A 24,439-nucleotide genomic window follows, 5' to 3' on the forward strand; every position below is an offset into this window, starting at 1 on the left:
GGCACCCGGGTCGGGTGCCGCCGCTGCGTCGGGCGAACCGTGGCTCAGGAGTTCGCCTTGTCGTAGGCCTCCTGGACCTCGCTCGAGATGCGGCCGCGCTCGCTGACGTCGTAGCCGTTGCTGCGCGCCCACTCGCGGATCGCCGAGACGTCACGCTTGCTGCCGCCGCTGCTCTTGGCCGCGCCGCGGGAGGCGCTGCGCCGCCCGCCGGTGCGCTCGGCGTGGCCGATCCACACCGCCATCGCGTCGCGCAGCTTGCTCGCGTTGTCGCTGGTGAGGTCGATCTCGTAGCTGACGCCGTCGAGGGCGAAGGTGACCGTCTCGTCGGCAGGGGACTCCTTGTCGACGTCGTCGACGAGAAGGACCTGGACCTTTTTGGCCATGGTGTCGTGCCTCCGAATGCAGAAGGGAATTGCAGGGGTGGTCCGAGCATGCCGCACAAAGGTGCGCGACGTCTCACCCACAGGGTAAAGCGCAGGTAAAGGAAAGGAAAGTCCGAGAAATTCCTCAGTCGGCCTTTTCGTCGTTTCCCGGCGGCGTTCCGTGCTCAGCGGACGCCTCTCGCGCCGCCTGGCGGTCCTGCTCGGCCTCGAACCGGCTCTGGGCCAGGCGCTCGTTGCGGTCGGCCTCCATGATGCGTTTGACGATGACGTAGAAAAACGCCGCCGCGACGATCGTCGGGATGATCGCGACGAGATAGGGGACGATCGAACCCATCGGAATCAGGCCTCCGGCTTCAGGTGCGGAAAGAGGATGGTCTCGCGGATGTTCGCGCCGGTGAACAGCATGATGAGCCGGTCCACGCCCAGGCCCAGGCCACCCATCGGCGGGGCGCCGTACTCGAGCGCGCGCAGGAAGTCCTCGTCGAGCTGCATCGCCTCGGGGTCGCCGCCGGCGGCCCGCAGCGACTGGGCGGTGAGGACCTCGCGCTGGACGACGGGGTCGACGAGCTCGGAGAACCCGGTGCCGCGCTCGACGCCGGCGATGATGAGGTCCCACGCCTCGATGAGCCCGGGGGTGTCGCGGTGCGGCCGGGCGAGCGGCTGCGCGATGGCGGGGTAGTCGCAGAGGAAGGTCGGCTGGAGCAGGCCGGGCTCGACGAGCTCGCCGAGCAGCTCGAGGAAGACCTTGTCCTTCTCGAGCGCCGGGTCGACCTCGACCCCGTGCCGCTCGGCGTGCGCGAGCAGCGTCTCCTTCGAGGTCTCCTGCGTGACCTCCTCGCCGACGGCCTCGCTGACCCCCTCGTAGACGGGCAGCCAGCGCCACTCGCCGTCGAGGTCGACCGTGCCCGCAGGCGTCTCGACCTGCCGCGACCCGAGGGCGTCGGCGACGCCGAGGTAGAGGTCGCGCATGAGGCCGGCGATGGAGCGCTGGTCGCCCCACGCCTGGTAGGCCTCGAGCATCGTGAACTCGGGGGAGTGCGTCGCGTCGACGCCCTCGTTGCGGAAGATGCGGCCCATCTCGTAGACGCGGTCGACCCCGCCGACGACGGCCTTCTTGAGGTTGAGCTCGAGCGCGATGCGCAGGACCATCTCCTGGTCGAACGCGTTGAGGTGCGTCCGGAACGGCCGGGCCGCGGCCCCACCGTGGATGAGCTGGAGCACCGGCGTCTCGACCTCGAGGTAGCCCTGGCCGTCGAGGACGGAGCGGACGGCACGCAGCGCGGCGGCCTTCGTGCGCACCATGTCGCGGGCCTCCTGGCGCACGACGAGGTCGGCGTAGCGCTGGCGGACGCGCGACCCCTCCGAGAGCTCCTTGTGGAGGGTCGGCAGCGGCCGCAGCGCCTTGCTCGCGACGCCCCAGCGGGTCGCCATCACCGACAGCTCGCCACGACGGCTGGAGATGACCCGACCCTCGACCCACACGTGGTCGCCGAGGTCGGCGTCGCGCTTGAAGGCGTCGAGCGCCTCCTGCCCCACCTCGGCGAGGCTGAGCATCACCTGGAGGCGGGTGCCGACACCCTCCTGCAGCGTCGCGAACGCGAGCTTGCCGGTGGTGCGGACGAAGACGACGCGGCCGGCGACGGCGACGACGTCCTGGGTCTCCTCGCCGGTCTCCAGGTGCGCCCACTGCTCGCGGACCTCGGCGAGCGAGTGCGTGCGCGGGACGGCGACGGGGTAGGCCTGGCCGCCCTCGGCGATCAGCCGGTCGCGCTTCTCGCGCCGGACCCGCATCTGCTCGGGCAGCTCGGCCTCGGGAAGGGCGGTGGTGGGGTTCTCGGTCACGGAGGACAAGCCTACGGACCCGCGGGGGCCGGTCCGCCCCCTGCCCGCCCAGCGACCGCCGCCGGCACGAGGCCCGGATGTCGGGGCGCGTCGGTAGCGTCGCCCGCGTGGCGAGGCACGGGAGCTGGGAGGAGGGGCTGCCCGCGCGCCGGCTCGAGCACGCCGACCCCGTCGAGCTGCCGCCGCCCGACGTCTGGCCGCGCACCGTGCCGGCGGTCGAGCAGGTCCTCGCGCACGGCGTCGACCTCGCGCGCTGCACGGTGCTCGTCGGCGAGAACGGCTCCGGCAAGTCGACGCTCGTCGAGGCGCTCGCGATGGCCGTCGGGATGAACGCCGAGGGCGGCTCGACCGGCGCCGCGCACCGCACCCACGCGAGCGAGTCGCCGCTGCACGAGTGGCTGCGCGTCGTCCGCGACCCCGGGGCGCCGCGCTGGGGCTACTTCGTGCGGGCCGAGACGATGCACGGCCTCTTCACCTACCTCGACACCTCGCGCGCCGACTCACCGTGGAGCCGTGACCCGCTCTTCCACGGCCTCTCGCACGGCGAGTCCTTCGTCGCGCTGCTCGGCACGCGGCGCTTCCGCGGCGAGGGCCTCTTCGTGATGGACGAGCCGGAGGCCGGGCTGTCGTTCTCGGCGCAGCTGCACCTCGTCGCCGAGCTGACCGAGATGGCCCGGCGGCCGCGCACGCAGGTCGTCCTCGCGACGCACTCGCCGGTGCTCGCGGCCGTCCCGGGGGCGCACCTGCTCGAGCTCGGCGAGCACGGCATCCGGCCGAGCGCGTGGGAGGAGCTCGACCTCGTGGCGCACCACCGCGGCTTCCTCGACGCCCCGCGCCGGTACCTGCGGCACGTCGTCGACGACCTCGACGACTGACGGGGGCGCCGGGGCTCAACGCTCGTCGAGGGTCATCTCGAGCGTGTAGCCGTCGGCGTCGTAGCAGTGGTTGGCGTGCTCGACCGGCTCGCCGTGCGCCCCGAAGGCCGTGCGCGCCATCGTGAGGACCGGCTTCGTGCCCTTGAGCGCGAGCCGCCGCCGCTCCTCGGGGGTCGGCATCCGGGCGCCGACCGACTGGCGGGCGACGACGGGTACGGCGCCGCGGGTGCGCAGGGCGGCGTAGAGGCCGGTGGCCTCGAGCTCCTCGGCGGTGAGGTCCGACAGGCCCGGCGGCAGCCAGTTGTGGAGGACGGCGAGGGGGCGCCCGTCGACCGTCCGCAGCCGGACGATGCCGAGCAGCGGTGTCTCGGAGGGCAGCTCGAACGCGGCGGCGGCCTCCTCGTTGCGCGTCATCTCCAGCGAGAGCACGGTCGTGCCCGGGGTGCGGCCGGTGCGCAGGAGGTCGTCGTGGAGGCTCGACAGCTCGGCCCGACGGTGCACCCGGGTCGGTGCGACCGTCGTCCCGATGCCGCGGCGGCGCACGAGCAGGCCGCGGTCGACGAGGTCCTGCATCGCGCGGCGGACGGTGGGCCGCGAGAGCCCGAGCCGGCTCGCGAGGTCGAGCTCGTTCTCGACGGCGTCGCCGGGCGCGAGGACGCCGTCGCGCACCGCCCCGCCGAGCTGCTCGGCGAGCTGGTGCCACAGTGGCACGGGGGAGGTGCGGTCGATCCGCACCGTCACCTGTCGAGCCGCCATGGAGGGGACTGTACAGCCGGCGCCGCGTCGTGTCAGTATGTCCTGACAAAGGAGGTCGGATGAGGGTCGGACTCGCGGGAGCCGGACGGATCGGGGCGTTCCACGCCCGCACGCTGGCCGGGCTCGAGGGCGTCGGGGCGCTCGTCGTCGCGGACGCCGACGCGGCCCGCGCGGCGCAGGTGGCCGCGACCCTCCCCGTCGCCGAGGCCGTCGCCATCGACCAGCTCGTCGGCTCCGGCCTCGATGCCCTCGTCGTCGCGACCTCCACCCCCGGGCACGCCCCGCTCGTGCGGGCCGGCGTCGAGGCGGGCGTCCCCGTCTTCGTCGAGAAGCCCCTCGCCGCCACCCTCGACGGCACGCTCGAGCTCGTGCGCCTCGTCGAGGCCGCCGACACCCCCGTGCACGTCGGCTTCCAGCGGCGCTTCGACACCGGCTACCGGCGGGCCCGCGAGGCCGTCGCGTCCGGCGCGCTCGGGTTCGTCCACACCCTGCGGGCGACGACGTCCGACCGCCGTCCGCCGCACCCCGACTACGTGCCGACCTCCGGCGGCATCTTCCGCGACTGCGCGGTGCACGACGCCGACGCCGTCCGCTTCGTCACCGGCCGCGAGGTGCTCACCGTCCAGGCCGTCGGCGGCACGAAGGGGGAACCGTTCTTCGCCGCCGCCGGCGACGTCGCCAGTGCCGCCGCGCTGCTGACCCTCGACGACGGCACCATCGCCGTCCTCACGACGACCCGCTACTCCGGCCAGGGCCACGACGTCCGGCTCGAGGTCGTCGGCTCCGAGGGCTCGGTGGCCGTCGGCCTCGACGACAGCCTCGCGCTGCGCTCGGTCGAGGACGGCGTCACCTTCCCCGCCGGGCCGGTCCACGAGGCCTTCATGGACCGCTTCGAGCCGGCCTACCGCGCCGAGCTCGCCGCCTTCCTCGACGTCGCCCGCGGCGCGGCGCCGAGCCCCTGCACCGTCCGCGACGCGCTCGAGGCCTCCCGCGTCGTCGAGGCCGCCACGCTCGCCCTCGCCGAGGGCCGCACCGTCGCCCTGTCCGAGATCCCCACCACCTGAAGGAACCGTCGATGACCACCGCACCCGTCGCCCAGCGCATCGCCGGCGCCCCCATCTCCTGGGGCGTCTGCGAGGTCCCCGGCTGGGGCCACCAGCTGACCCCGGACCTCGTCCTCGCCCAGATGCGCGAGGTCGGCCTCGCCGCCACCGAGTTCGGCCCCGACGGGTTCCTCCCCGACGCGCCCGAGGCGAAGGCCGAGACGCTCGCGGCCGCCGGCCTGCGCGCGGTCGGGCAGTTCGTGCCGGTCGTCCTCCACGACACCGCGGTCGACCCCCTCCCCGCGGTCGAGGAGGCGATGACCGGCCTGGTCGCCGCGCAGGCCGGCGTCGTCGTCATCGCCGCGGCCACCGGGGCCGACGGCTACGACGAGCGCCCGGACCTCGACGACGACCAGTGGGCGACGCTGCTGGCCAACCTCGACCGGATCAGCGACGCCGCCGCCGCGCGCGGCCTCCTCGCCGCGCTCCACCCGCACGTCGGCACGATGGTCGAGAGCGGTACCGAGACCGAGCGCGTCCTCGCCGGCAGCCGCATCGCCCTCTGCCTCGACACCGGGCACCTCCTCATCGGCGGCGGCGACCCGGTGGCGGTGGCCGCGCAGCACCCCGACCGCATCGGGCACGTGCACCTCAAGGACGTGCGCCTCGACCTCGCCGACCGCGTGCGCGCGGGCGAGCTCTCGTACACCGACGCCGTGGGCGCCGGGATGTACGTGCCGCTCGGCGAGGGCGACGTCGACGTCGCCGCGATCATCGGCTCGCTCGAGGCGGCCGGCTACGACGGCTGGTACGTCCTCGAGCAGGACACGGTCCTCACCGGTGACCCCGACGCCACCGGGGTCGACCCCGCCGCCGACGTCCGGGCCTCGGTCGCGCACGTCGTCGGGGTCGCCGACCGGCTCGGGGACCGCCCGTGAGCACCCCCGACCTCGTCGCGATCGGGCGCACCGGGGTCGACGTCTACCCGCTCCAGCACGGGGTGGGCCTCGAGGACGTCGAGACCTTCCAGAAGTTCCTCGGCGGCAGCGCGACCAACGTCGCCGTCGCCGCCGCCCGGCACGGGCACTCCGCCCTCCTCGTCACCAAGGTCGCCGACGACGCCTTCGGCCGGTACGTCCGGCGCGAGGCCGAGCGCCTCGGGGTCGACGGCTCGGCCATCGCCGTCCACGCGGGGGACGGGCCGCCGACGCCGGTCACCTTCTGCGAGGTGCACCCGCCGGACCACTTCCCGCTCTCGTTCTACCGCTGGCCGACGGCCCCCGACCTGCTGCTCACCGACGACGACCTGCCGCTGGACGCCGTGCGCGACGCCCGCGTCTTCTGGGCGACGGTGACCGGGCTGTCGCAGGAGCCCTCGCGCGGCGCGCACCACACCGCGTGGGCGGCGCGCGGCCGGGCCCGCCACACCGTCCTCGACCTCGACTGGCGCCCGATGTTCTGGGCCGACCCCGCCGAGGCGAGCGCCGAGGTCGGCCGGGCGCTCGAGCACGTGACCGTCGCGGTCGGCAACCTCGAGGAGTGCGAGGTCGCCGTCGGCGAGACCGACCCCCACCGCGCCGCCGACGCCCTCCTGGAGCGCGGGCTCGAGCTCGCCGTCGTCAAGCAGGGGCCCCGCGGCGTCCTCGCCGCGACGGCCGACGAGCGCGTCGAGGCCGCCCCCTTCCCCGTCGACGTCGTCAACGGCCTCGGCGCCGGCGACGCGTTCGGGGGCGCGCTCGTCCACGGGCTGCTCGAGGGCTGGGACCTGGAGCGGACCGTCCGCTTCGCCAACGTCGCCGGCGCCATCGTCGCCGGCCGGCTCGAGTGCTCGACCGCGATGCCGACGAGCGACGAGGTCGAGGCCGCGCTCGCCGGGGCCGGGCGGTGACCGCCGTGACGACCCGCCGCGTCGGACCCGCCGACCTCGCCCGCCTCACCGAGGTGCGCGCCCGCGAGCCGCAGCAGGTGGCCCGCCTGTGGGACGAGCGCCGGCTGCGCCCGCTGCTGCCCGCCGACGGCCGCCTGCTCCTCGTCGCCGCCGACCACCCCGCCCGCGGCGCGCTCGGCGTCGGCGCCGACCCGATGGCGATGGCCAGCCGCACGGAGCTGCTCGACCGGCTCGTCACGGCCCTCGAGCGCCCCGGTGTCGACGGCGTGCTCGGGACCCCCGACATCCTCGAGGACCTCCTGCTGCTCGGCGCGCTCGACGGCAAGGTTGTCATCGGCTCGATGAACCGCGGTGGGCTGCAGGGCGCCTCGTGGGAGCTCGACGACCGCTTCACCGCCTACACCGCCGAGGCCGTCCGCCGGCTCGGGCTCGACGGCGGCAAGATGCTCACCCGCATCGCGCTCGAGGACGCCGGCTCGGTCCGTACCCTCGAGGCGTGCGCGCAGGCGGTCACCGACCTCGCCGACGCCGGGCTGCTCGCGATGGTCGAGCCGTTCTGGTCCGTGCGCGAGGACGGCCGCGTGCGCAACCTGCTCGACGCCGAGTCGATGGTGCGCGCCGTGCACGTCGCCTCCGGCCTCGGCGCCAGCAGCGCGCACACGTGGCTCAAGCTGCCGGTCGTCGACGACCTCGAGCGGGTCATGGACGCCACGACCCTGCCGACCCTGCTCCTCGGCGGCGACCCCGCCGGCGCGCCGGCCGAGACGTACGCGTCCTGGGGGCACGCCCTCGGGCTGCCGTCGGTCCGCGGGCTCGTCGTCGGGCGCGCCCTGCTCTACCCGCGCGAGGGCGACGTCGCCGCCGCGGTGGACGTGGCGGCGGACCTCGTCCACGGTGGGGCGTCATGAGCACCGGTCGCGACAACGAGGCGTACGTCCGCCCGCTCGGCAGCGCCGTCGACGGCGACTTCGGGGTCGCCGTCACGCCGACGTCCTCCTCGCCGGTCCCCGGGTGGCGGCACACGACGCTGCGGGTCGCCACTCTCGAGGGGGCTCCGGTCGAGCACGAGGCGGGCGAGGAGGAGACGCTCGTCGTCCCGCTCGTCGGGTCCGTCCGGGTCGAGGTGACCGAGGCCGACGGCACGACGCACGCCGTCGACCTCGCCGGCCGCGCCTCGGTCTTCGACGGCCCCACCGACGTCGTCTACGCCGGCCGCGGCTCGCGCCTGCGGGTCACCGGCACGACCGACGGGCCGGCCCGGGTCGCCCTGTGCGGTGCCCCCGCGACGAAGGCCGACGCGCCCAAGCCGTTCCGGCACCTGGCCGCCGCCGACGTCCCCGTCGAGCTGCGCGGCGCCGGCCGGGCCAGCCGCGAGGTGCGGAACATGGGCCTGCCCGACGTCCTCGACGCCGACTCCTTCCTCGTCTGCGAGGTCGTCACGCCCGCCGGCAACTGGTCGAGCTGGCCGCCGCACAAGCACGACGTCGAGCGGCCCGGCGAGGAGACCGAGCTCGAGGAGGTCTACTACGTCGAGACCCGCTCGACCGACCCGCGCGGGACCGACCCCGTCGGCTACCTCCGGGTCTACGGGTCGAGCGACGAGCGGCCCCTCGACGTCGTCGCCGAGGTCCGCACCGGCGACGTCGTCCTCGTGCCCCACGGCTGGCACGGCCCGGCGGTCGCCGCCCCCGACGCCGACCTCTACTACCTCAACGTCATGGCCGGGCCCGGCCCCGAGCGGGCCTGGCGCATCTGCGACGACCCCGCCCACGCCTGGGTGCGGGAGTCCTGGCCCGACGAGCCCTTCGACCCCCGACTTCCCCTGGGAGGCAGCCGATGACCGCGCCCGAGACCGTCCGCCTCACCGTCGCGCAGGCGGTGGTGCGCTTCCTCGCGCAGCAGTGGACCGAGCGCGACGGCGAGCGGCAGCGCCTCTTCGCCGGGTGCCTCGGCATCTTCGGCCACGGCAACGTCGCCGGTGTCGGGCAGGCCCTCCTCGAGGACGAGCTGCGCGCCGCCGAGGCCGGCGAGGAGCCCGGCCTGCGCTACGTCCTCGGCCGCAACGAGCAGGCGATGGTCCACACCGCCGTCGGCTACGCCAAGCACCGCGACCGCCTGACGACGTGGGCGGTCACCGCCTCGGTCGGCCCCGGCTCGACGAACATGCTCACCGGGGCCGCGCTCGCGACCATCAACCGCATCCCGGTGCTCCTGCTGCCGTCGGGCACCTTCGCCACGCGCGTCGCCGCCCCCGTGCTCCAGGAGCTCGAGCTGCCGTACGCCGCCGACGTCAGCGTCAACGACGCCTTCCGGCCGCTGTCGCGCTTCTACGACCAGGTCGACCGGCCCGAGCAGCTGCCCGCGGCGCTCCTCGGCGCCTGCCGCGTGCTCACCGACCCCGCCGAGACCGGTGCGGCGACCATCTCGCTGCCGCAGGACGTGCAGGCCGAGGCCTTCGACTGGCCGGTCGAGCTGTTCGCCGAGCGTGTCTGGCACGTGGCCCGGCCGCCGGCCGAGCCCTCGCGCGTCGCCGACGTCGCCGACGCCCTCCGCTCGGCGCAGCGGCCGCTCGTCGTCGCCGGCGGCGGCGTGCACTACTCCGGCGCCGAGACCGCGCTCGCCGCCTTCGCCGAGGCGACCGGGGTGCCGGTGGCCGAGACCCAGGCCGGCAAGGGCGCTCTCCCGCACGGGCACCCGCAGCTCGTGGGGGCGGTCGGCTCCACCGGCACGACCGCGGCCAACGCGCTCGCCGCGCAGGCCGACCTCGTCATTGGTGTCGGCACGCGCTGGTCGGACTTCACGACCGCCTCGCGGACCGCGTTCGCGCGCGCCGGGGTCCGGTTCGTCAGCCTCAACGTCGCCGCGTTCGACGCGGGCAAGCACAGCGGCATCCCGCTCGTCGCCGACGCGCGCTCCGGCCTCGAGGCGCTGACCGACGCCCTGGCCGGCCACCGGGTCGACGACTCCTACGCCGACGAGGTGGCCGACCTCTGGCGCGCGTGGGACGCCCAGGTCGACGCGACCTACGACCCGCCCGCCGATGTCACCGACGGCCTCGCGCCCGGCCTGCTCACCCAGGGCCAGGTGCTCGGCGTCGTCAACGAGCACACCGACCCGCGCGACGTCGTCCTCTGCGCGGCCGGCTCGATGCCCGGCGACCTGCACAAGCTGTGGCGGGTGCGCGACCGCAAGGGCTACCACGTCGAGTACGGCTACTCCTGCATGGGCTACGAGATCCCCGGCGCCCTCGGGGTCGCGCTCGCCGACGACACCCGCGACGTCGTCGCGATGGTCGGCGACGGCGGCTACCTCATGATGCCGACCGAGCTCGTCGTCGCGGTCCAGGAGCGGGTCAAGCTCGTCGTCGTGCTCGTCCAGAACCACGGCTTCCACTCGATCGGGTCGCTGTCGGAGGGCCTCGGCTCGCAGCGCTTCGGGACCTCGTACGAGTACCGGGGCGCCGACGGACGGCTCGACGGCGGTCACCTGCCGGTCGACCTCGCCGCGAACGCCCGCAGCCTCGGCGCCCACGTCATCGAGGTGCACTCGCGCGACGAGCTCCTCGCCGCTCTGGCGCAGGCCAAGGCCGCCCCGCGCGACGGCGGCCCGGTCGTCATCCACGTCGAGACCGACCCGCGCGTCCACGCCCCGTCGAGCGAGTCGTGGTGGGACGTCCCCGTCGCGCAGGTCTCGTCGCTCGCGTCCACCCAGGGCGCCTCCACCGCGTACCGCGAGGCCAAGGCCGCGCAGCGCCACCACCTCGCCCCGACCCTCCCGAAGGAGACCGCCCGATGAGCCCGTCCACCGTCCGCGTCGGGGTGCTCGGCGTCGGCCTCATGGGCACCGACCACGCCGAGCGCCTCGCCGCCCGCGTCGCCGGCGCCGGCCTGGCCGCCGTCGCCGACCCCGACCACGCGCGGGCCCGCGAGCTCGCCGGCCGTCTGGGCGCGCGGGCCCACGAGGACCCCCTCGACCTCGTGGCCGACGACGACGTCGACGCCGTCGTCGTCGCCTCCCCCGGCTTCGTCCACGAGGAGCAGGTGCTCGCCTGCCTCGCGGCCGGCAAGCCCGTGCTCTGCGAGAAGCCGCTGACGATGGACGACGCGTCCTCGCTGCGGCTCGTCGAGGCCGAGGCGGCACTCGGGCGGCGCCTCGTCACCGTCGGGTTCATGCGGCGCTTCGACCCCGAGTACGCGCAGGTGCGCTCGCTCCTGGCGGCCGGCGACCGCGGGCGGCTGCTCGTCCTGCACAACGTGCACCGCAACCGGTCGGTCCCCAACGCCGACTTCCGCTCCGAGATGATCGTGCGCGACAGCCTCGTCCACGAGGTCGACTCCTCGCGCTTCCTCTTCGACGACGAGATCGTCGAGGTCACGGTCCTCGCACCCGCCCCGACGTCGCACGCCGCGCAGGGCGTCCTCGACCCGCAGGTCGCCCTGTTCCGGATGGCCGGCGGCGGCCTCGTGACCAACGAGGTGTTCGTCAACAGCCAGGTCGGCTACGAGGTGCGCTTCGAGGCGGTGGCCGAGCGCGGCTCGCTCACCGCGGGGCTGCACTCGACCGCGCTGCTCGGCACGAGCGCGGCCGGGGGCGAGGGGGCGTGGGGCGGTGTCGTCCCGGCCGACTACCGGACGCGCTTCGCCCGCGCCTACGACCTCGAGGTGCAGGCCTGGGTCGACGGCATCCGCTCGGGCAGCGGCGCGGTCGGCGCCTCGGCGTGGGACGGCTACGCCGCGACCGCCGTGAGCACCGCCGGCATGACCTCGCTCGCGTCCGGTGCGCCGGTCGCCGTCACGCTGGCCGAGCGGCCGGCGCTCTACGCCTCGGCTGCTGATCCCGTCGCCGTTCCGTGACCCGGGCGCGGACTCCACATCCGCGGCCGCACCTGACACACTGAATCCACCACTGACACGGACAAGGACCGATACCCGTGAGCTCGACCCCCACCCGCATCACCCACCTCGTCGCCGGCACCCCGTGGGAGGGCACCGCCGAGCGCACGAGCCCCGTCTACAACCCGGCCACCGGGGCGCAGACCGGCGTCCTCGACCTCGCCTCGGCGCAGGTCGTCGGTGACGTCGTCGGCCGCGCGAAGCAGGCCTGGCTCGACGAGTGGCGCGACGCCTCGCTCGCCAAGCGCACGCAGGTCCTCTTCACGTTCCGCCAGCTGCTCGACGAGCGCAAGGAGGACATCGCCGCGCTCATCACCGCCGAGCACGGCAAGGTCCTCTCCGACGCGGTCGGCGAGGTGACCCGTGGCCTCGAGGTCGCCGAGTTCGCCTGCGGCATCCCGCACCTCATGAAGGGCGGCTTCACCGAGAACGCCTCGACGAAGGTCGACGTCTACTCCATCCGGCAGAGCCTCGGCGTCGTCGCCGTCATCAGCCCGTTCAACTTCCCGGCGATGGTGCCGCTGTGGTTCGTGCCCGTCGCCATCGCCTGCGGCAACGCGGTCGTCATCAAGCCCTCCGAGAAGGACCCGTCGGCGGTCAACGCCGTCGCCGCCCTGTGGAAGGAGGCCGGCCTGCCCGACGGCGTGCTCAACGTCGTCCACGGCGACAAGGAGGCCGTCGACGCGCTGCTCACCCACCCGGACGTACGCGCCGTCTCGTTCGTCGGCTCGACCCCCATCGCGAAGTACGTCTACGAGACCGGGACCGCGCACGGCAAGCGCGTCCAGGCCCTCGGCGGCGCGAAGAACCACATGGTCGTCCTGCCCGACGCCGACCTCGACCTCGCCGCCGACGCCGCCGTCAACGCCGGCTTCGGCTCGGCCGGCGAGCGCTGCATGGCCATCTCCGCGCTCGTCGCGCTCGAGCCGATCGCCGACGAGCTCGTCGGGAAGATCAAGGACCGGATGGGCAAGCTCGTCACCGGCGACGGCACGCGCGGCTGCGACATGGGCCCGCTCGTGACGAAGCAGCACCGCGACAAGGTCGCCTCCTACCTCGACGCCGGCGTCGAGGCGGGCGCCACGCTCGTCGTCGACGGCCGCGAGGGCGACGTCGACGCCGACGGCGAGGGGTTCTTCCTGCGCCCCACGCTCTTCGACGACGTGACCCCCGAGATGTCGGTCTACACCGACGAGATCTTCGGGCCGGTGCTGTCGGTCGTCCGCGCCAAGAGCTACGACGAGGCCATCGAGCTGATCAACGCCAACCAGTACGGCAACGGCACGGCGATCTTCACCAACGACGGCGGCGCGGCCCGGCGCTTCCAGCACGAGGTCGAGGTCGGGATGATCGGCATCAACGTGCCGATCCCCGTGCCGATGGCGTACTACTCCTTCGGCGGGTGGAAGAACAGCCTCTTCGGCGACACCCACGCCCACGGCATGGAGGGCGTGCACTTCTTCACCCGCGGCAAGGTCGTCACCTCGCGCTGGCTCGACCCGAGCCACGGCGGCATCGAACTCGGCTTCCCGCAGAACGTCTGACGGCGCCGCTGCCGGGGCGCCGAGACCCCGCTTTGTCCACGAGACCCCGGCTCCGAGCCGGGGTCTCGTGGACATTTCGGGGTGACCCCGAAAAGGTGAGGCGTGAGGGGGCGTGGGGATGGTGGGGCGCGTGGGGCGTGCGTGCATCGTTGTCACTTCGTGACGCCCGTCGGGCCCCGGTCGTGTGGCCGGACGACGCCACCTGCTCCATCATGAGGTGCGGTGCGTGGCCTCTGCGCGCGCCACCCGGGGACGAGGACGGACCAGACATGAGCACGCGCAGGACCCTGCTGCTGACCGCCGCCGTGGCGGTCCCGCTGGCGCTGGGGGGCGCCGGCACCGCCTACGCCGCGCACTACCAGGACCGCGCGCTGCCCGGCAGCAGCGTCGGGGGCGTGGACGTGGCGGGCATGACCCGCTCCGAGCTGACCGCGGCCGTGAGCCGGCAGGCGGAGGCCCTCCGGGTCACCGTCGAGGCCGGCGGCACGACCCGCACCGTGAGCCCCGCCGAGCTCGGCTACCGGGTCGACGTCGACGCCACCGTCGACGCGGTGCTCGCCGCCGACCACCGCTCGTGGTCCGAGTACGCCCGCTCCCTCGTCTCGAGCCGCGACGCCGCGGCGGTCGTCACCACCGACGACGCCACCGTGCAGCGGACCGTCGCCGGCCTCGTCGGGGCCGCCGGCGAGAAGGGGCGGGACGCGCAGGTGCGCCTCGCCCCGAGCAAGAAGTCGTTCACGGTCGTCCCCGCCGTCGCCGGCCGCACCGTCGACCCCGCAAGCTTCCAGGACGTCGTCGAGCGCGCCACCCGGGCGATGCAGCCCGCCACCGCGCACGTCGAGTTCGTCGAGCGCGCCCCGGCGGTCACGACCGCCCGGGCCCAGGAGGTCGCCGACGCGGCGAACGCCGTCGCGCGCACGTCGGTGAGCATCAGCGACGGCGACGAGAAGCATTCCGCCCTCACGACGCGCAAGGCGTCGTGGGTCACCATCCCGACGACCGACGGGGTGCTCGGGACCCCGACCGTCGACGCGAAGAAGGTGCGGGCCTGGGTCGACTCGGTCGCGACGGACGCGAAGCGAGCCCCGGTGAAGGGTCTGCGCTACCTGGACGCCGACGGCACCGTGCGCCGGGTCGTGACCGAGGCCGTCGACGGCCGCACCGCGAAGGACACCGATGCGCTGGCCGCCGAGGTCGTCGCCGCGCTGGGCCGCCACACGAAGTACGCCGGCACCCTGCAGTACACCACCGTCCCGGCCGGCTGGGAGGAGCGCACCGTCGCGCCCGGCGCCGAGAAGCTCGCCTACCCGGCCGCGGTCGGGGAGAAGTGGATCGACGTCAACCTCAGCAAGCACACGATGACCGCCTACGTCGGCGCGAAGGTCGTCTACGGCCCGATCTCGATGGTCAACGGTTCGGCCGAGAAGCCGACCGTCACCGGCACGTTCCAGGTGTACTACAAGAACCCGTTGATGACGATGCGCGGCAGCAACGCCGACGGCACGAACTACGAGACGCCGGACGTGCCGTGGTCCTCGTTCTTCCACCGCGGCTTCGCCCTCCACGGGGCGCCGTGGCGCAGCACCTTCGGGTACTCCGCGTCGCACGGCTGCATCAACCTGCCGGTGCCGGTCGCGAAGTGGGTCTACGACTTCGCGACCATCGGCACGACGGTCACCAGCCACTACTGACCGGGCCGGGCGCCGGCTCAGACGAGCAGGGCCGCGGCGGCCACGGCCGAGGCGACGAGCACCGCGACGTCGAACGTGCCCTGCCCGATCCGCCGGACCGTCGCGTAGCCGAGGAGGCCACCGACGAGGACGAGCGGCGCGAGCAGGGCCGCGCGTCCCACGTCGGCGGGGTGCAGCAGCCCGAGGCCGACGGAGAACGGCACCTTGACGAGGTTGACGATGAGGAAGAACCACGCGTTGGTGCCGACGAACCGTCGCTTGTCGATGCCGGACGCCGACAGGTAGAGCGTCATGACGGCGCCGGCCGCGTTCGCGGTCATCGTCGCGAAGCCGACGCCGGTGCCCGCGGCCCACGCGACGGGTCGGCGCTCGTGGACGTCGCTGCCGCCGCCGTCGCTGCGTCGCTTGACCCACAGCTGGAGCAGGACGAGCACGAGGAGGATGCCACCGATGCTCCGCCGCAGCGTCGTGTCGTCGACGACCCCGAGGAACAGCGAGCCGAGGACGAGCCCGGGCAGGACGGCCGGCAGCAGGCGGCGGATGAGCGACCAGTCGGCGTCCCGGCGGTAGTGCGCGACGGCCACGAGGTCGCCGACGACGAGCACGGCGAGGATGGCGCCGGTCGACTGCCGGGCCGGCAGGACCGACGCGAAGATCGCGACGGACACGACGGCCAGGCCACCGAGCGCCGTCTTGGAGTAGCCGATGACGACCGCCGCGACGGCCATGAGGCCGGCCGCGACGAGGCCACCACCGAGCAGGTCCACCGCGCGGACGCTACCGGGCGCAGCGGCGCCGGGGTCAGCGCGTGCCGAAGTCCTGCGTCCAGTAGATGGAGTAGTCACCGCTGCCCTGCGAGACACCGACGCCGATCGCCTTGTTGCCGCAGTTGAGGATGTTCTTGCGGTGGCCGGTGCTCTTCATCCACGAGTCGACGACCGCCTTGGCGGTGCGCTGGCCCGCGGCGATGTTCTCGGCCGAGCCGTACCGGTACCCGGTGGCGCGGATCCGGTCCCACGGGGAGCGCCCGTCCTTCGAGGTGTGGCTGAAGTAGTTCTTCGTCCGCATGTCGTAACTGTGGGCCTGGGCGGCCCTGCGCAGCGCCTCGCTCGCACGCAGCGGGGAGCACCCCACCTTCGCGCGCTCGGCGTTGACGCGGGTGATGACCTCCTGGGCCAACGGCTGCATCGCGGCCTGCGCCGGGGCGGCGGTGACGACGGCGCCGACGGCGAGCGGGGCCGCGAGGGCCGTGGCGAGGAGGGAACGGACGGGCAGGGAAGCGGGCATCGCAGGACCTCGGGGGTGGTCGCGCCACGCGGGCGCGGGGTGACAGAGGGATGCGCCGGGCAGGGATGACGGCGCCCGGCCACCATGCCACGGCCGGCGGGGCGGCCGCACGACGGACGGGTGAGGGGTCGGCCGACCGGCCGACCCCTCACCCGTGCGGTGGTGCCGTCGCTCAGCGGCGCCGCTGCCGGCGGCGCTGGAACTTCTTCAGCTCGAGACGGACGATGTCGCGGCGGCGCCGGCCCTCGACCTTGTTCGGCAGCGAGAGCTCGACGACCTTCCAGTACACCGACGCCGCCTGCTTCCAGAGGCTGCCGGTGACGTAGGGCAGGTCGTGGCGCTGCATGAGGTCGCGGATCTGCGGGGCGATCTCGGCGTACCGGTTGCTCGGCATGTCCGGGAAGAGGTGGTGCTCGATCTGGTGGCTGAGGTTGCCGGTCATCACGTGCATCGCCTTGGTGCCCGAGATGTTGCCGGAGCCGAGCATCTGGCGCAGGTACCACTCGCCACGGGTCTCGCCGTCGATCGAGGTCTTCTCGAAGGTGGAGATGCCGGGCGGGAAGTGGCCGCAGATGATGACCGTGTTGGTCCACACGTTGCGCACGAGGTTGGCGACGACGTTCGCGGTGAGCGTCGTGCGGGCCGAGCCCGTGACGGCCGATAGCGCGGGGTGGACGAGGTAGTCCTTCGTCGCCTGGCGGCGGATCTTCGCGAGCACCTCGTCGCGGTTCTTGCGGAACTCGGCCTTGTCCTCCTCGCTGAGGCGGTGCTTCTTCGCGAGGTAGCCGCCGAGCTCGAGGTCGTAGGCGGCGATGGAGTACTCGAAGAGCAGCGCGTTGCCCACGTGCCAGATCGGCTGGAAGAGGTAGAAGAGGCTCCACTTCTGGTCCTCGTCGACCCGCAGGATGCCGTAGCCGAGGTCGTTGTCGCGGCCGAGCACGTTGGTGAAGGTGTGGTGGATCTCGTTGTGGCTGTGCTTCCACTGGCTGGCCGGCGAGGCGTTGTCCCACTCCCACGCCGTCGAGTGGATCTTCGGGTCACGCATCCAGTCCCACTGGCCGTGCATGACGTTGTGGCCGATCTCCATGTTCTCGAGGATCTTGGCGACCGAGAGGCCGGCCGTGCCGATCCACCAGGCCGGGCGGAAGCCCTTGACCTTGACGCCGCTGAAGAGCAGCGCGGCGCGCGAGCCCATCTCGAGGTAGCGCTGGACCTTGATGACCTTGCGGATGTAGGCCGCATCGCGCTCGCCGCGGGAGTCCATGACCTCCTTGCGCAGGGCGTCGAGCTCGTGGCCGATGCCCTCGATCTGCTCGGGGGTCAGGTGCGCGGCCGGGTTGGGGCGGCCGGACTTCTTGAGGGCGGGGCGCTGGGGGCGCGGGGCGTCGGACGCGACGCGCAGGCGCGGGTTGATGCCGTGCGGCTTGCTCGAGCCGTGGGCGGGGGTGCGCTCGGGGGCGAGGGTCATGGGGTGGTCCTTCCGTGGAGGGGTCGGGAGGGCGGTCGGGTGGTCAGAGGTCGAGCTCGCAGGAGCCGGCGACGGCGTTGACGCACGTCTGGACCGGCAGCGGCTCGTCGGACTCGTGGACGGTGACCTCGCCGGTGCGCAGGTCACGGATCGCGCCGGAGCGCATCGGCACGACGCAGCCGAAGCAGATACCCATCCGGCAGCCGCTCGGCATGAGGACGCCGGCGTCCTCGCCGGCGTCGAGGATGGCGGTGGCGCCGTCGGCCTCCACGATGCGGCTGCTGCGGGCGAAGGTGACGGTGCCGCCCTCGCCGGGCTCGACGACGCTCGGGCGGAAGCGCTCGACGTGGAGGCGCTCGGGCACACCGGCGTTCGCCCAGTGCTTCTCGACGGCGTCGAGCAGCGCGGTCGGGCCGCACAGCCAGGTCTCGCGCTCGCGCCAGTCCGGGACGAGGGTGTCGAGGCGGGCGAGGTCGAGGACGCCGTGGACGTCGTCGAGGTTGAGGCTGAGGGCGAGCCGGCCGGCGGCGTGGTGCCCGGCGAGCTCGCGGTGGAAGATCACGTCGCGCTCGGAGGGGGCGCAGTGGACGTGCGCGACGTCGGCGAGCTCGCCGAGGTGGTTGCGCAGCATCCCCATGACCGGCGTGATGCCGCTGCCGGCGGTGAGGAAGAGGACCTTCGCGGGGGCGGGCGTCGGCAGCGTGAAGTCACCGGTCGCCTGGTCGAGCATCACGAGGGTGCCCGGGGTCGCGTGGCGCACGAGGTGGCTGCTGACCTTGCCCTCGGGGATCGCCTTGGTCGTGATGGCGATGCATCCCGCGGGGAGGCCGGCCGCGGCGGTGCCGTCGGCGCGGTGGGTCAGGCTGTAGGCGCGCCAGTGGCGGACGCCGTCGATGTCGACGCCGATCCGGATGTACTGGCCGGGCACGTGCCCGCGCCAGCCACGGCCCGGGCGGATGACGACCGTCGCGGCGTCGTCGGTCTCGGGACGGACCTCGACGATGCGCCCGCGCAGGTCGGCGCCGGCCCGCATCGGGTCGAGGAGGTCGAGGTAGTCGGCGGGGACGAGCGGGGTGGCGAGGGCCTCGGCGACCCGACGGGCGCCGCGGGCGAGGCCGCCCAGGGGTCCGTCGGTGTGTGCCCCGAGGCGCGGCCGCGTGGCCCCGCGGGGGGTCGCTCGGTCGGCGGTGGAGGTGCTCACTACGCCAGCGTAACCTACGCATCCGTAAGTTACGACACCGTAGGGTCACTTCTCAGGAAGCGATCAGCCACGACCCCCCGACCTGCACTTCTTGCGAGTTGCGCCGCTCGACACGCCCGCCAGCGGCGCGTCGAGCGGCGGAACTCGCAATCAGTCGAGATGAGGGGAGCGTCAGATGGTGGCGCGCGGCGTCGCATCGGGTCGAGGTGAAACAGGACCCTCCCGTGGTCGGGTGTCACCTCGAACCCCCATGCCGCTCGCCGGTCGAGGTGAAGAGGGACCTTCTCGTGGTCGGGTTCCACCTCGACCGGACGCGCGCGACCCCCGTCGGCCGGGCCGACGGGGGTCGTCGTGGTGCCTGTCGTCAGGGTGTTGCGTGTGGTCGGCGCTGCGGGTCAGTGGTCGCCGGCCATGAGGCGGCCGATCTCCGTCCGGTCCGCGTCCTTCGCGTCCATCTCGGCGACGACCGCGCCGCCGTGGACGACGGCGATCCGGTCCGAGAGCGAGAGGATCTCGTCGAGCTCGGCCGAGACGAGGAGGACCGCGGCGCCCGCGTCCCGGGCCTCGACGATCCGCCGGTGGATGAACTCGATCGACCCGACGTCGACGCCGCGGGTGGGCTGGGCCGCCATGAGCAGCTTCGGCTCGAAGGACATCTCGCGCGCGACGACGACCTTCTGCTTGTTGCCGCCCGAGAGCGACCCCGCGCTCTGCCCGACGCCGCTGGAGCGGATGTCGAACTCCTCGCGCAGCCGCTCGGCGTTCTCGCGGACGGCGTCGAACTGGCGCACCCCGCCCTTGGCGTACGGCGCCTGGTCGAACTCGTTGAGGACGAGGTTGTCGGCGATCGAGTACGACCCGACGATGCCGTGCTTCTCGCGGTCCTCCGGGACGTGGCCGACGCCCGCGTGGTGGGTCTGGTGCGGGTTCGCCTTCGTGAGGTCGAGTGAGCCCAGCGCCATCCGTCCGGAGACGACCTTGCGCATCCCGGCGAGGGCCTCGACGAGCTCGCGCTGTCCGTTGCCCTCGACGCCGGCGACCCCGACGATCTCGCCGGCCCGCACCGAGAGGGTGAAGCCGTTGACGGCGCCGAGCCCGCGGTCGTCGCGGACGTGGAGGTCCTCGACCTCGAGCACGGTCTCGCCGGGTGTGGCCGCCGCCTTGTCGATGGACAGGACGACCTCGCGGCCGACCATCATCGTCGCGAGCCCGCGGGCGTCGGTGTCCTTCGTTGCGACCTCGCCGACGACCTGGCCCTGGCGCAGGACGTAGACGCGGTCGGCGACGGCGAGCACCTCGCGCAGCTTGTGCGTGATGAAGACGATGGAGGTGCCGGAGTCGGCGAGCTCCTTCATGACGCCGAGCAGCTCGTCGGTCTCCTGCGGCGTGAGCACCGCGGTCGGCTCGTCGAGGATGAGCAGGTCGACCTTGCGCGAGAGCGCCTTGAGGATCTCGACGCGCTGCTGGGTGCCGACCGGCAGGTCCTCGACGGCGGCGTCGGGGTCGACGGCGAGGCCGTGGCGCTCCGAGAGCTCGCGAACCATCCGCCGCGCCGCCTCGAGGTCGAGCACCCCGCCGCCGCGGGTCGTCTCGTGGCCGAGGACCATGTTCTCGGCGACCGTCATGACGGGCACGAGCTGGAAGTGCTGGTGCACCATCCCGATGCCGCGCGCGATGGCGTCCTTCGGGTCCTTGATCGGCGTCGTGTCGCCCTTGACCGCGACTGTGCCCGTGTCGGGCGTGATGAGGCCGAAGATCTGGTTGACGAGGGTCGACTTGCCGGCGCCGTTCTCGCCGAGCAGCGCGACGATCTCGCCGCGCCGGACGCGGAGGCTGATGTCGCGGTTGGCGCGGACCGACCCGAAGGACTTCGAGAGTCCCTCGATGTCGAGCAGCACCTCGCCGACGTTGCCCTCGCCGAAGCCGGACTGCTCCGGCGGCAGGTCGAGGATCGCCTCGTTCGTCACGTGGGCGGCCAGGTGCTCGCGCGAGGTGTCGTGCCCGACCGGCCGCGGGGTGCCCTCCGTGGGCGTGGGGTCGCTCATCACTGGTCCTTCTTGACGTAGGGCTGCCCGGCCGCCGCCGGCCCGCGGACCCGGCCCGCGGCCAGCGCCAGGACGACGAGCGTCGCGACGTAGGGGAGGGTGCCGAGGATCTGCGGCGCGGTGATGGCGCCGACGATCCCGTGGAAGAAGCCGGTGCCCTCGCCCTGGCCGAGCCCGGACTGCTGGAGCTGGCTGGCGATCGCGTTGACGAAGCCGAAGAACAGGGCCATGACGAAGGCCCGCAGCGGCCGCCACGCGCCCATGATCATGATCGCGAGGGCGAGGAAGCCGCGCCCGGCGGTGATGCCGCGCTCGAACGAGCTCGAGGCGTCCATCGACAGGTAGACCCCGGCGAGGCCGGCGAGCGAGCCGGCGAGCGTGACGTTGACGATCCGCAGCCGCTCGACGTTGATGCCGGCGGTGTCGGCGGCCGACGGGTACTCGCCGACCGCGCGGGTGCGCAGGCCCCAGCGGGTGTGGAACAGCGAGAGGTGCACGAGCACCGCGGCGGCGATGGCGACGAGGGCGATGGCGCTGCGGCCGCTGAAGAACGTCTCGCCGATGAGCGGGATGCTGCCGAGCACCGGCACGTCGACGTTGGGGATGACGCCCGGCAGGGTCTGCCCCGACTTGAGGTAGAAGGACGTGATGCCGGTGGCGATGATGTTGAGCACGACACCCGCGATGATCTGGTCCATCCGCCAGCGCACGGTCGTCCAGGCGAGGAAGCCACCGGCGATGAGGCCGGTGCCGATGCCCGCGAGGATGCCGACGATCATCGAGCCGCTGTAGGCCGCCCCGAAGAAGCCGGCGAACGCGGCGAGGAGCATCTGCCCCTCGATGCCGATGTTGACGACGCCGGAGCGCTCGCCGATGACACCGACGAGGGCGGCGAGGACGAGGGGGATGGCGTAGCCCCACGCGGCGCCGAACATCGACGGCGCGATGTCGTTCTTCGCGTAGTAGAAGACGTACGAGGCGACGAGGACGGCGGCTGCGATGGCCAGCGTCGTGCGGTTCTTCTGCACCCAGGCCATGCTCAGCTCCCCCAGCTCGTCGAGGCGACGCTCACCTTGGCGGCGCGGCTGCGGAAGAGCCACTTGCCGAGGACGGGGATCGACACCATGAGGAGGATGACGGCGAGGAGGACGTCGACGATCTCGGGCGTGATGCCGCTCGGGAGGTCGGGCGTCTGGGTCGCGAACTGCAGGCCGGCGGCGCCGGTGCGCAGGATGCCGACGAGGAACGCGGCCGGGATCGTCGCGAGCGGGTTGGCCCGGGCGAGTAGCGCGATGGTGATGCCGTCGAAGCCGAGCGTGCCGACGATGGCCGGCTCGAACCGGAAGAGCGTGCCCTCGGCCTCGAGCGCCCCACCGAGCCCGGCGAGGCCGGCGCCGAGCGCGAGCGAGAGGACGGTGATGGCCGGGATCGAGATGCCCGCGTAGCCGGCCGCGCTCTTGTTCGCGCCGACGGTGTTGAGCTTGAAGCCCAGGGTGGTGCGGGTGAGCATCCACCAGCACGCGACGGCGAGGACGACGGCGACGAGGAACCCGACCGGGACGCCGCCGACGGCGCCGATCTGGCTCGACTCGGGGATCGCCTCGGTCTGCGGGATGCCACTGGTCTTCGAGGACTCCGCCTGCAGCGGGCCGACGACGAGCCAGAAGGTGACGCCCGCGACGATGTAGTTGAGCATGATCGTCGAGATGACCTCGTGCACCCCGCGCCAGGCCTTGAGGACGCCGACGAGGACCCCGACGAGCGCCCCGGCCACGAGCCCGGCGAGCATGCCGAGGAGCGCGCCGAGCCAGCCCGCCCCGCCCGCGGCGTAGGCGACCCACGCGCCCGCGATGGCGCCGGTGGCGAACTGCCCCTGGCCGCCGATGTTGAACAGCCCGACCCGCAGCGGCAGGACGACCGCGAGCCCCGTGAGGACGAGCGGCGCCGTCTTCTGGAGCGTGCGCGTGTACGCGTCGTTCTGGAACGCCTCCTTGAACAGCGTCGTGTACGCGTACCAGGGGTCGACGCCCTGGTAGCGGATGAGCGCCGCGCCCACGAGGAGCGAGATGAGGAGGGCGACGACGATGACGACGCCGCTCTGGTGGCTGACGAGGAACGCGAGAGCCCCGCCCCGGTCGCGCTGCTGCGGATCCTCGGCGGGCGGCGGCGGAGTCTTCTCCGCCGTGCGGGTGTCGGACATGGGTCTCCAATGACTCGGGGTGCCCACAGTGTGGCCCGAGGGCCCGGTGGGCGGAAGTGCGGGGGTGCCCGACGCTCGGGCGCGCTCTGGGCAGGTTCTTCCGAGGGCGACCCGGCCGGGGGCGGGGGCGGCGCCGACGGCGACCGACGTGCCGAGGGGGCGGGCATCCGGTCGGGATGCCCGCCCCCTCGGGCGGGTGGTCAGCGGCGCTGACCGGTGACCGCGTCGGTCAGAGGGTGACGCCGGTCTGCAGCGTGCCGGCCTCCATCTGCTTGACGATGTCGGCGACCTTGGTCTTGACGTCCTCGGGGATCGTGGCGTCGAAGTCGTGGAACGACGACAGGCCCGCCTGGCCGAGGGTCTGGATGCCGGAGAACTCGCCGTCCTTGGCCGTCTTGATGGTGTCGGTGACGCCCTTCGAGATGAGCTTCTCGGCCGAGGTGATCAGGCACGGCTGCGCGGCCGGGACGGTGTCCCACTGGTCGGTGTCGACGCCGATGCAGAACTTGTCGGTGCCCGCGCCGGAGGCCTTCGCGACCTCCTGGAGCGCGCCGTTGCCGGTGTTGCCGCCGGCGCCGAAGATGATGTCCGCGTTCTGCGCGAGCATCTTGCGGGCCTCGCCGCCGCCCCACACCGGGTCGTTGAAGGCGTTGTCGCCGGCGGGGTGGTAGACGGTGGTGACCGAGACCGACGGGTTGGCGGCCTTGGCGCCCGCCTCGAAGCCCTTGGCGTACTTCTGGACCGGCGGGATCTCGAGGCCGAGGACCTGGCCGAGCTTGTTCGTCTTGGTCATCAGGCCCGCGAGGTAGCCCGCGCCGTAGCCGGCCTGGTCCTCGGGGAAGATCAGACCGGTGAGGTTCTTCTCGGTCGTGCCCTCGGGGTAGCCCTGGTCGACACCGATGAACTTGGTGTCGGGGGAGGCCTTGGCCGCGGCGACCGTGGCGTCCGTCATGAGGAAGCCGACCGTGACGACGACGTCGTACTTCTTGTTGGTGAACTGGGCCATGTTGGCCGCGTAGTCCTTGGCGTCCTGCGTCTCGATGTACTTGTAGAAGCCGTTGGTCTCGGCCTGAGCAGCCTTCGCGCCCTCGTGCGCCGACTGGTTGAACGACTTGTCGTCGACCTTGCCGGTGTCGGTGACCAGGCCGATGCAGAACACGTCGGCGCTCGCGCAGTTCGAGTCGTCGGTCGGGGCGCCGGCCGCGGCCGAGCCGGAGGCCGAGCTGCCGGACCCGGAGGTGCCGGTGCTGCCGCCACAGCCCGCGAGGGCCAGGGCGAGCGCCGCGGGGACCGCGACGAGGTAACGCGAAGACTTCATGGAGGA

Annotated in this window: 22 protein-coding genes; 10 read left to right on the forward strand and 12 right to left on the reverse strand. The window is 73.3% G+C overall.

What is annotated here, in order from left to right; all coding sequences use genetic code 11:
- Nucleotides 1–44: 44 nt before the first annotated feature.
- The 3 genes from KMZ30_RS14705 to lysS form a co-directional block, all read right to left on the reverse strand.
- Nucleotides 45–383 carry a histone-like nucleoid-structuring protein Lsr2 gene (locus KMZ30_RS14705; protein WP_215513287.1) on the reverse strand — a complete coding sequence of 113 codons (339 nt, stop codon included), beginning with the start codon at nt 381–383 and terminating at the stop codon, nt 45–47.
- A 124-nt stretch (nt 384–507) separates the two neighbouring features.
- Nucleotides 508–717 (reverse strand): hypothetical protein, encoded by a 210-nt coding sequence (locus tag KMZ30_RS14710; RefSeq protein WP_215513286.1) that lies wholly within the window; start codon nt 715–717, stop codon nt 508–510.
- 5 nt (nt 718–722) lie between these two features.
- Nucleotides 723–2,174, reverse strand: coding sequence for a lysine--tRNA ligase (gene lysS, locus KMZ30_RS14715; protein ID WP_215513305.1), 1,452 nt, complete (start codon nt 2,172–2,174; stop codon nt 723–725).
- A 158-nt stretch (nt 2,175–2,332) separates the two neighbouring features.
- Between lysS and KMZ30_RS14720 the strand changes: the two genes are divergently transcribed.
- A complete protein-coding gene (locus KMZ30_RS14720; RefSeq protein WP_308279785.1) occupies nt 2,333–3,100 on the forward strand; it encodes an AAA family ATPase in 768 nt (255 codons plus the stop codon).
- 15 nt (nt 3,101–3,115) lie between these two features.
- Here the strand turns inward: KMZ30_RS14720 and KMZ30_RS14725 are convergent, their stop codons facing one another.
- Entirely contained in the window at nt 3,116–3,856 is a 741-nt protein-coding gene (locus tag KMZ30_RS14725) for a GntR family transcriptional regulator (protein WP_215513284.1), read from the reverse strand.
- A gap of 59 nt (nt 3,857–3,915) precedes the next feature.
- On the opposite strand from KMZ30_RS14725, the gene KMZ30_RS14730 reads away from it, so the two are divergent.
- The 9 genes from KMZ30_RS14730 to KMZ30_RS14770 all read left to right on the forward strand — a co-directional run bounded on the left by KMZ30_RS14730 (nt 3,916) and on the right by KMZ30_RS14770 (nt 14,914).
- Entirely contained in the window at nt 3,916–4,920 is a 1,005-nt protein-coding gene (locus KMZ30_RS14730) for a Gfo/Idh/MocA family protein (RefSeq protein WP_215513283.1), read from the forward strand.
- A gap of 11 nt (nt 4,921–4,931) precedes the next feature.
- A complete protein-coding gene (locus KMZ30_RS14735; protein ID WP_215513282.1) occupies nt 4,932–5,837 on the forward strand; it encodes a TIM barrel protein in 906 nt (301 codons plus the stop codon).
- On the forward strand, nt 5,834–6,787 hold the full coding sequence (gene iolC, locus KMZ30_RS14740; RefSeq protein WP_215513281.1) for a 5-dehydro-2-deoxygluconokinase: 954 nt from the start codon (nt 5,834–5,836) through the stop codon (nt 6,785–6,787). The genes KMZ30_RS14735 and iolC overlap by 4 nt, the downstream gene beginning before the upstream one ends.
- A 5-nt stretch (nt 6,788–6,792) precedes the next feature.
- Nucleotides 6,793–7,695 carry a Cgl0159 family (beta/alpha)8-fold protein gene (locus tag KMZ30_RS14745; RefSeq protein WP_215513280.1) on the forward strand — a complete coding sequence of 301 codons (903 nt, stop codon included), beginning with the start codon at nt 6,793–6,795 and terminating at the stop codon, nt 7,693–7,695.
- Nucleotides 7,692–8,627, forward strand: coding sequence for a 5-deoxy-glucuronate isomerase (gene iolB / locus KMZ30_RS14750; RefSeq protein WP_215513279.1), 936 nt, complete (start codon nt 7,692–7,694; stop codon nt 8,625–8,627). Before KMZ30_RS14745 ends, iolB begins: the two co-directional genes overlap by 4 nt.
- Nucleotides 8,624–10,582 carry a 3D-(3,5/4)-trihydroxycyclohexane-1,2-dione acylhydrolase (decyclizing) gene (gene iolD, locus KMZ30_RS14755; RefSeq protein ID WP_215513278.1) on the forward strand — a complete coding sequence of 653 codons (1,959 nt, stop codon included), beginning with the start codon at nt 8,624–8,626 and terminating at the stop codon, nt 10,580–10,582. The genes iolB and iolD overlap by 4 nt, the downstream gene beginning before the upstream one ends.
- On the forward strand, nt 10,579–11,640 hold the full coding sequence (locus KMZ30_RS14760; protein WP_215513277.1) for a Gfo/Idh/MocA family protein: 1,062 nt from the start codon (nt 10,579–10,581) through the stop codon (nt 11,638–11,640). The genes iolD and KMZ30_RS14760 overlap by 4 nt, the downstream gene beginning before the upstream one ends.
- Before the next feature lie 77 nt (nt 11,641–11,717).
- The gene (locus tag KMZ30_RS14765; RefSeq protein WP_215513276.1) at nt 11,718–13,223 is read left to right on the forward strand and encodes a CoA-acylating methylmalonate-semialdehyde dehydrogenase; all 1,506 of its coding nucleotides are present in this window, start codon (nt 11,718–11,720) and stop codon (nt 13,221–13,223) included.
- Between the two features lie 269 nt (nt 13,224–13,492).
- Nucleotides 13,493–14,914 (forward strand): L,D-transpeptidase family protein, encoded by a 1,422-nt coding sequence (locus KMZ30_RS14770; protein WP_215513275.1) that lies wholly within the window; start codon nt 13,493–13,495, stop codon nt 14,912–14,914.
- Between the two features lie 17 nt (nt 14,915–14,931).
- On the opposite strand, the gene KMZ30_RS14775 is transcribed toward KMZ30_RS14770, so the two are convergent.
- The 8 genes from KMZ30_RS14775 to KMZ30_RS14810 all read right to left on the reverse strand — a co-directional run bounded on the left by KMZ30_RS14775 (nt 14,932) and on the right by KMZ30_RS14810 (nt 24,433).
- On the reverse strand, nt 14,932–15,681 hold the full coding sequence (locus KMZ30_RS14775; protein ID WP_308279783.1) for a sulfite exporter TauE/SafE family protein: 750 nt from the start codon (nt 15,679–15,681) through the stop codon (nt 14,932–14,934).
- A 34-nt stretch (nt 15,682–15,715) separates the two neighbouring features.
- Nucleotides 15,716–16,201, reverse strand: a complete 486-nt coding sequence (locus KMZ30_RS14780) for a CAP domain-containing protein (RefSeq protein ID WP_215513274.1) — start codon at nt 16,199–16,201, stop codon at nt 15,716–15,718.
- A gap of 172 nt (nt 16,202–16,373) precedes the next feature.
- The gene (locus tag KMZ30_RS14785; RefSeq protein ID WP_215513273.1) at nt 16,374–17,669 is read right to left on the reverse strand and encodes a fatty acid desaturase family protein; all 1,296 of its coding nucleotides are present in this window, start codon (nt 17,667–17,669) and stop codon (nt 16,374–16,376) included.
- 43 nt (nt 17,670–17,712) lie between these two features.
- Nucleotides 17,713–18,870 carry a ferredoxin reductase gene (locus KMZ30_RS14790; RefSeq protein ID WP_308279782.1) on the reverse strand — a complete coding sequence of 386 codons (1,158 nt, stop codon included), beginning with the start codon at nt 18,868–18,870 and terminating at the stop codon, nt 17,713–17,715.
- A gap of 395 nt (nt 18,871–19,265) precedes the next feature.
- The gene (locus KMZ30_RS14795) at nt 19,266–20,915 is read right to left on the reverse strand and encodes an ABC transporter ATP-binding protein (RefSeq protein WP_215513272.1); all 1,650 of its coding nucleotides are present in this window, start codon (nt 20,913–20,915) and stop codon (nt 19,266–19,268) included.
- Complete coding sequence (locus KMZ30_RS14800; RefSeq protein WP_215513271.1) at nt 20,915–21,952, reverse strand: ABC transporter permease; 1,038 nt, start codon at nt 21,950–21,952, stop codon at nt 20,915–20,917. The genes KMZ30_RS14795 and KMZ30_RS14800 overlap by 1 nt, the downstream gene beginning before the upstream one ends.
- Before the next feature lie 2 nt (nt 21,953–21,954).
- On the reverse strand, nt 21,955–23,115 hold the full coding sequence (locus KMZ30_RS14805; protein WP_051749954.1) for an ABC transporter permease: 1,161 nt from the start codon (nt 23,113–23,115) through the stop codon (nt 21,955–21,957).
- Between the two features lie 229 nt (nt 23,116–23,344).
- Nucleotides 23,345–24,433 carry a BMP family ABC transporter substrate-binding protein gene (locus tag KMZ30_RS14810; protein WP_215513270.1) on the reverse strand — a complete coding sequence of 363 codons (1,089 nt, stop codon included), beginning with the start codon at nt 24,431–24,433 and terminating at the stop codon, nt 23,345–23,347.
- Nucleotides 24,434–24,439 lie beyond the last annotated feature (6 nt).

This window comes from Phycicoccus mangrovi (genome assembly GCF_018729305.1).
GTDB lineage: Bacteria > Actinomycetota > Actinomycetes > Actinomycetales > Dermatophilaceae > Phycicoccus > Phycicoccus jejuensis.

Excerpts from the sequence above, each read along its gene's own strand:
- iolB (WP_215513279.1), top strand. The coding sequence starts at position 7,692 with ATGAGCACCGGTCGCGACAACGAGGCGTACGTCCGCCCGCTCGGCAGC.
- KMZ30_RS14770 (WP_215513275.1), top strand. The coding sequence starts at position 13,493 with ATGAGCACGCGCAGGACCCTGCTGCTGACCGCCGCCGTGGCGGTCCCG.
- iolD (WP_215513278.1), top strand. The coding sequence starts at position 8,624 with ATGACCGCGCCCGAGACCGTCCGCCTCACCGTCGCGCAGGCGGTGGTG.
- KMZ30_RS14795 (WP_215513272.1), bottom strand. The coding sequence starts at position 20,915 with ATGAGCGACCCCACGCCCACGGAGGGCACCCCGCGGCCGGTCGGGCAC.
- KMZ30_RS14725 (WP_215513284.1), bottom strand. The coding sequence starts at position 3,856 with ATGGCGGCTCGACAGGTGACGGTGCGGATCGACCGCACCTCCCCCGTG.
- KMZ30_RS14785 (WP_215513273.1), bottom strand. The coding sequence starts at position 17,669 with ATGACCCTCGCCCCCGAGCGCACCCCCGCCCACGGCTCGAGCAAGCCG.
- KMZ30_RS14805 (WP_051749954.1), bottom strand. The coding sequence starts at position 23,115 with ATGTCCGACACCCGCACGGCGGAGAAGACTCCGCCGCCGCCCGCCGAG.
- KMZ30_RS14800 (WP_215513271.1), bottom strand. The coding sequence starts at position 21,952 with ATGGCCTGGGTGCAGAAGAACCGCACGACGCTGGCCATCGCAGCCGCC.
- KMZ30_RS14705 (WP_215513287.1), bottom strand. The coding sequence starts at position 383 with ATGGCCAAAAAGGTCCAGGTCCTTCTCGTCGACGACGTCGACAAGGAG.
- KMZ30_RS14810 (WP_215513270.1), bottom strand. The coding sequence starts at position 24,433 with ATGAAGTCTTCGCGTTACCTCGTCGCGGTCCCCGCGGCGCTCGCCCTG.
- KMZ30_RS14735 (WP_215513282.1), top strand. The coding sequence starts at position 4,932 with ATGACCACCGCACCCGTCGCCCAGCGCATCGCCGGCGCCCCCATCTCC.
- KMZ30_RS14710 (WP_215513286.1), bottom strand. The coding sequence starts at position 717 with ATGGGTTCGATCGTCCCCTATCTCGTCGCGATCATCCCGACGATCGTC.
- KMZ30_RS14760 (WP_215513277.1), top strand. The coding sequence starts at position 10,579 with ATGAGCCCGTCCACCGTCCGCGTCGGGGTGCTCGGCGTCGGCCTCATG.
- lysS (WP_215513305.1), bottom strand. The coding sequence starts at position 2,174 with ATGCGGGTCCGGCGCGAGAAGCGCGACCGGCTGATCGCCGAGGGCGGC.
- KMZ30_RS14730 (WP_215513283.1), top strand. The coding sequence starts at position 3,916 with ATGAGGGTCGGACTCGCGGGAGCCGGACGGATCGGGGCGTTCCACGCC.
- KMZ30_RS14780 (WP_215513274.1), bottom strand. The coding sequence starts at position 16,201 with ATGCCCGCTTCCCTGCCCGTCCGTTCCCTCCTCGCCACGGCCCTCGCG.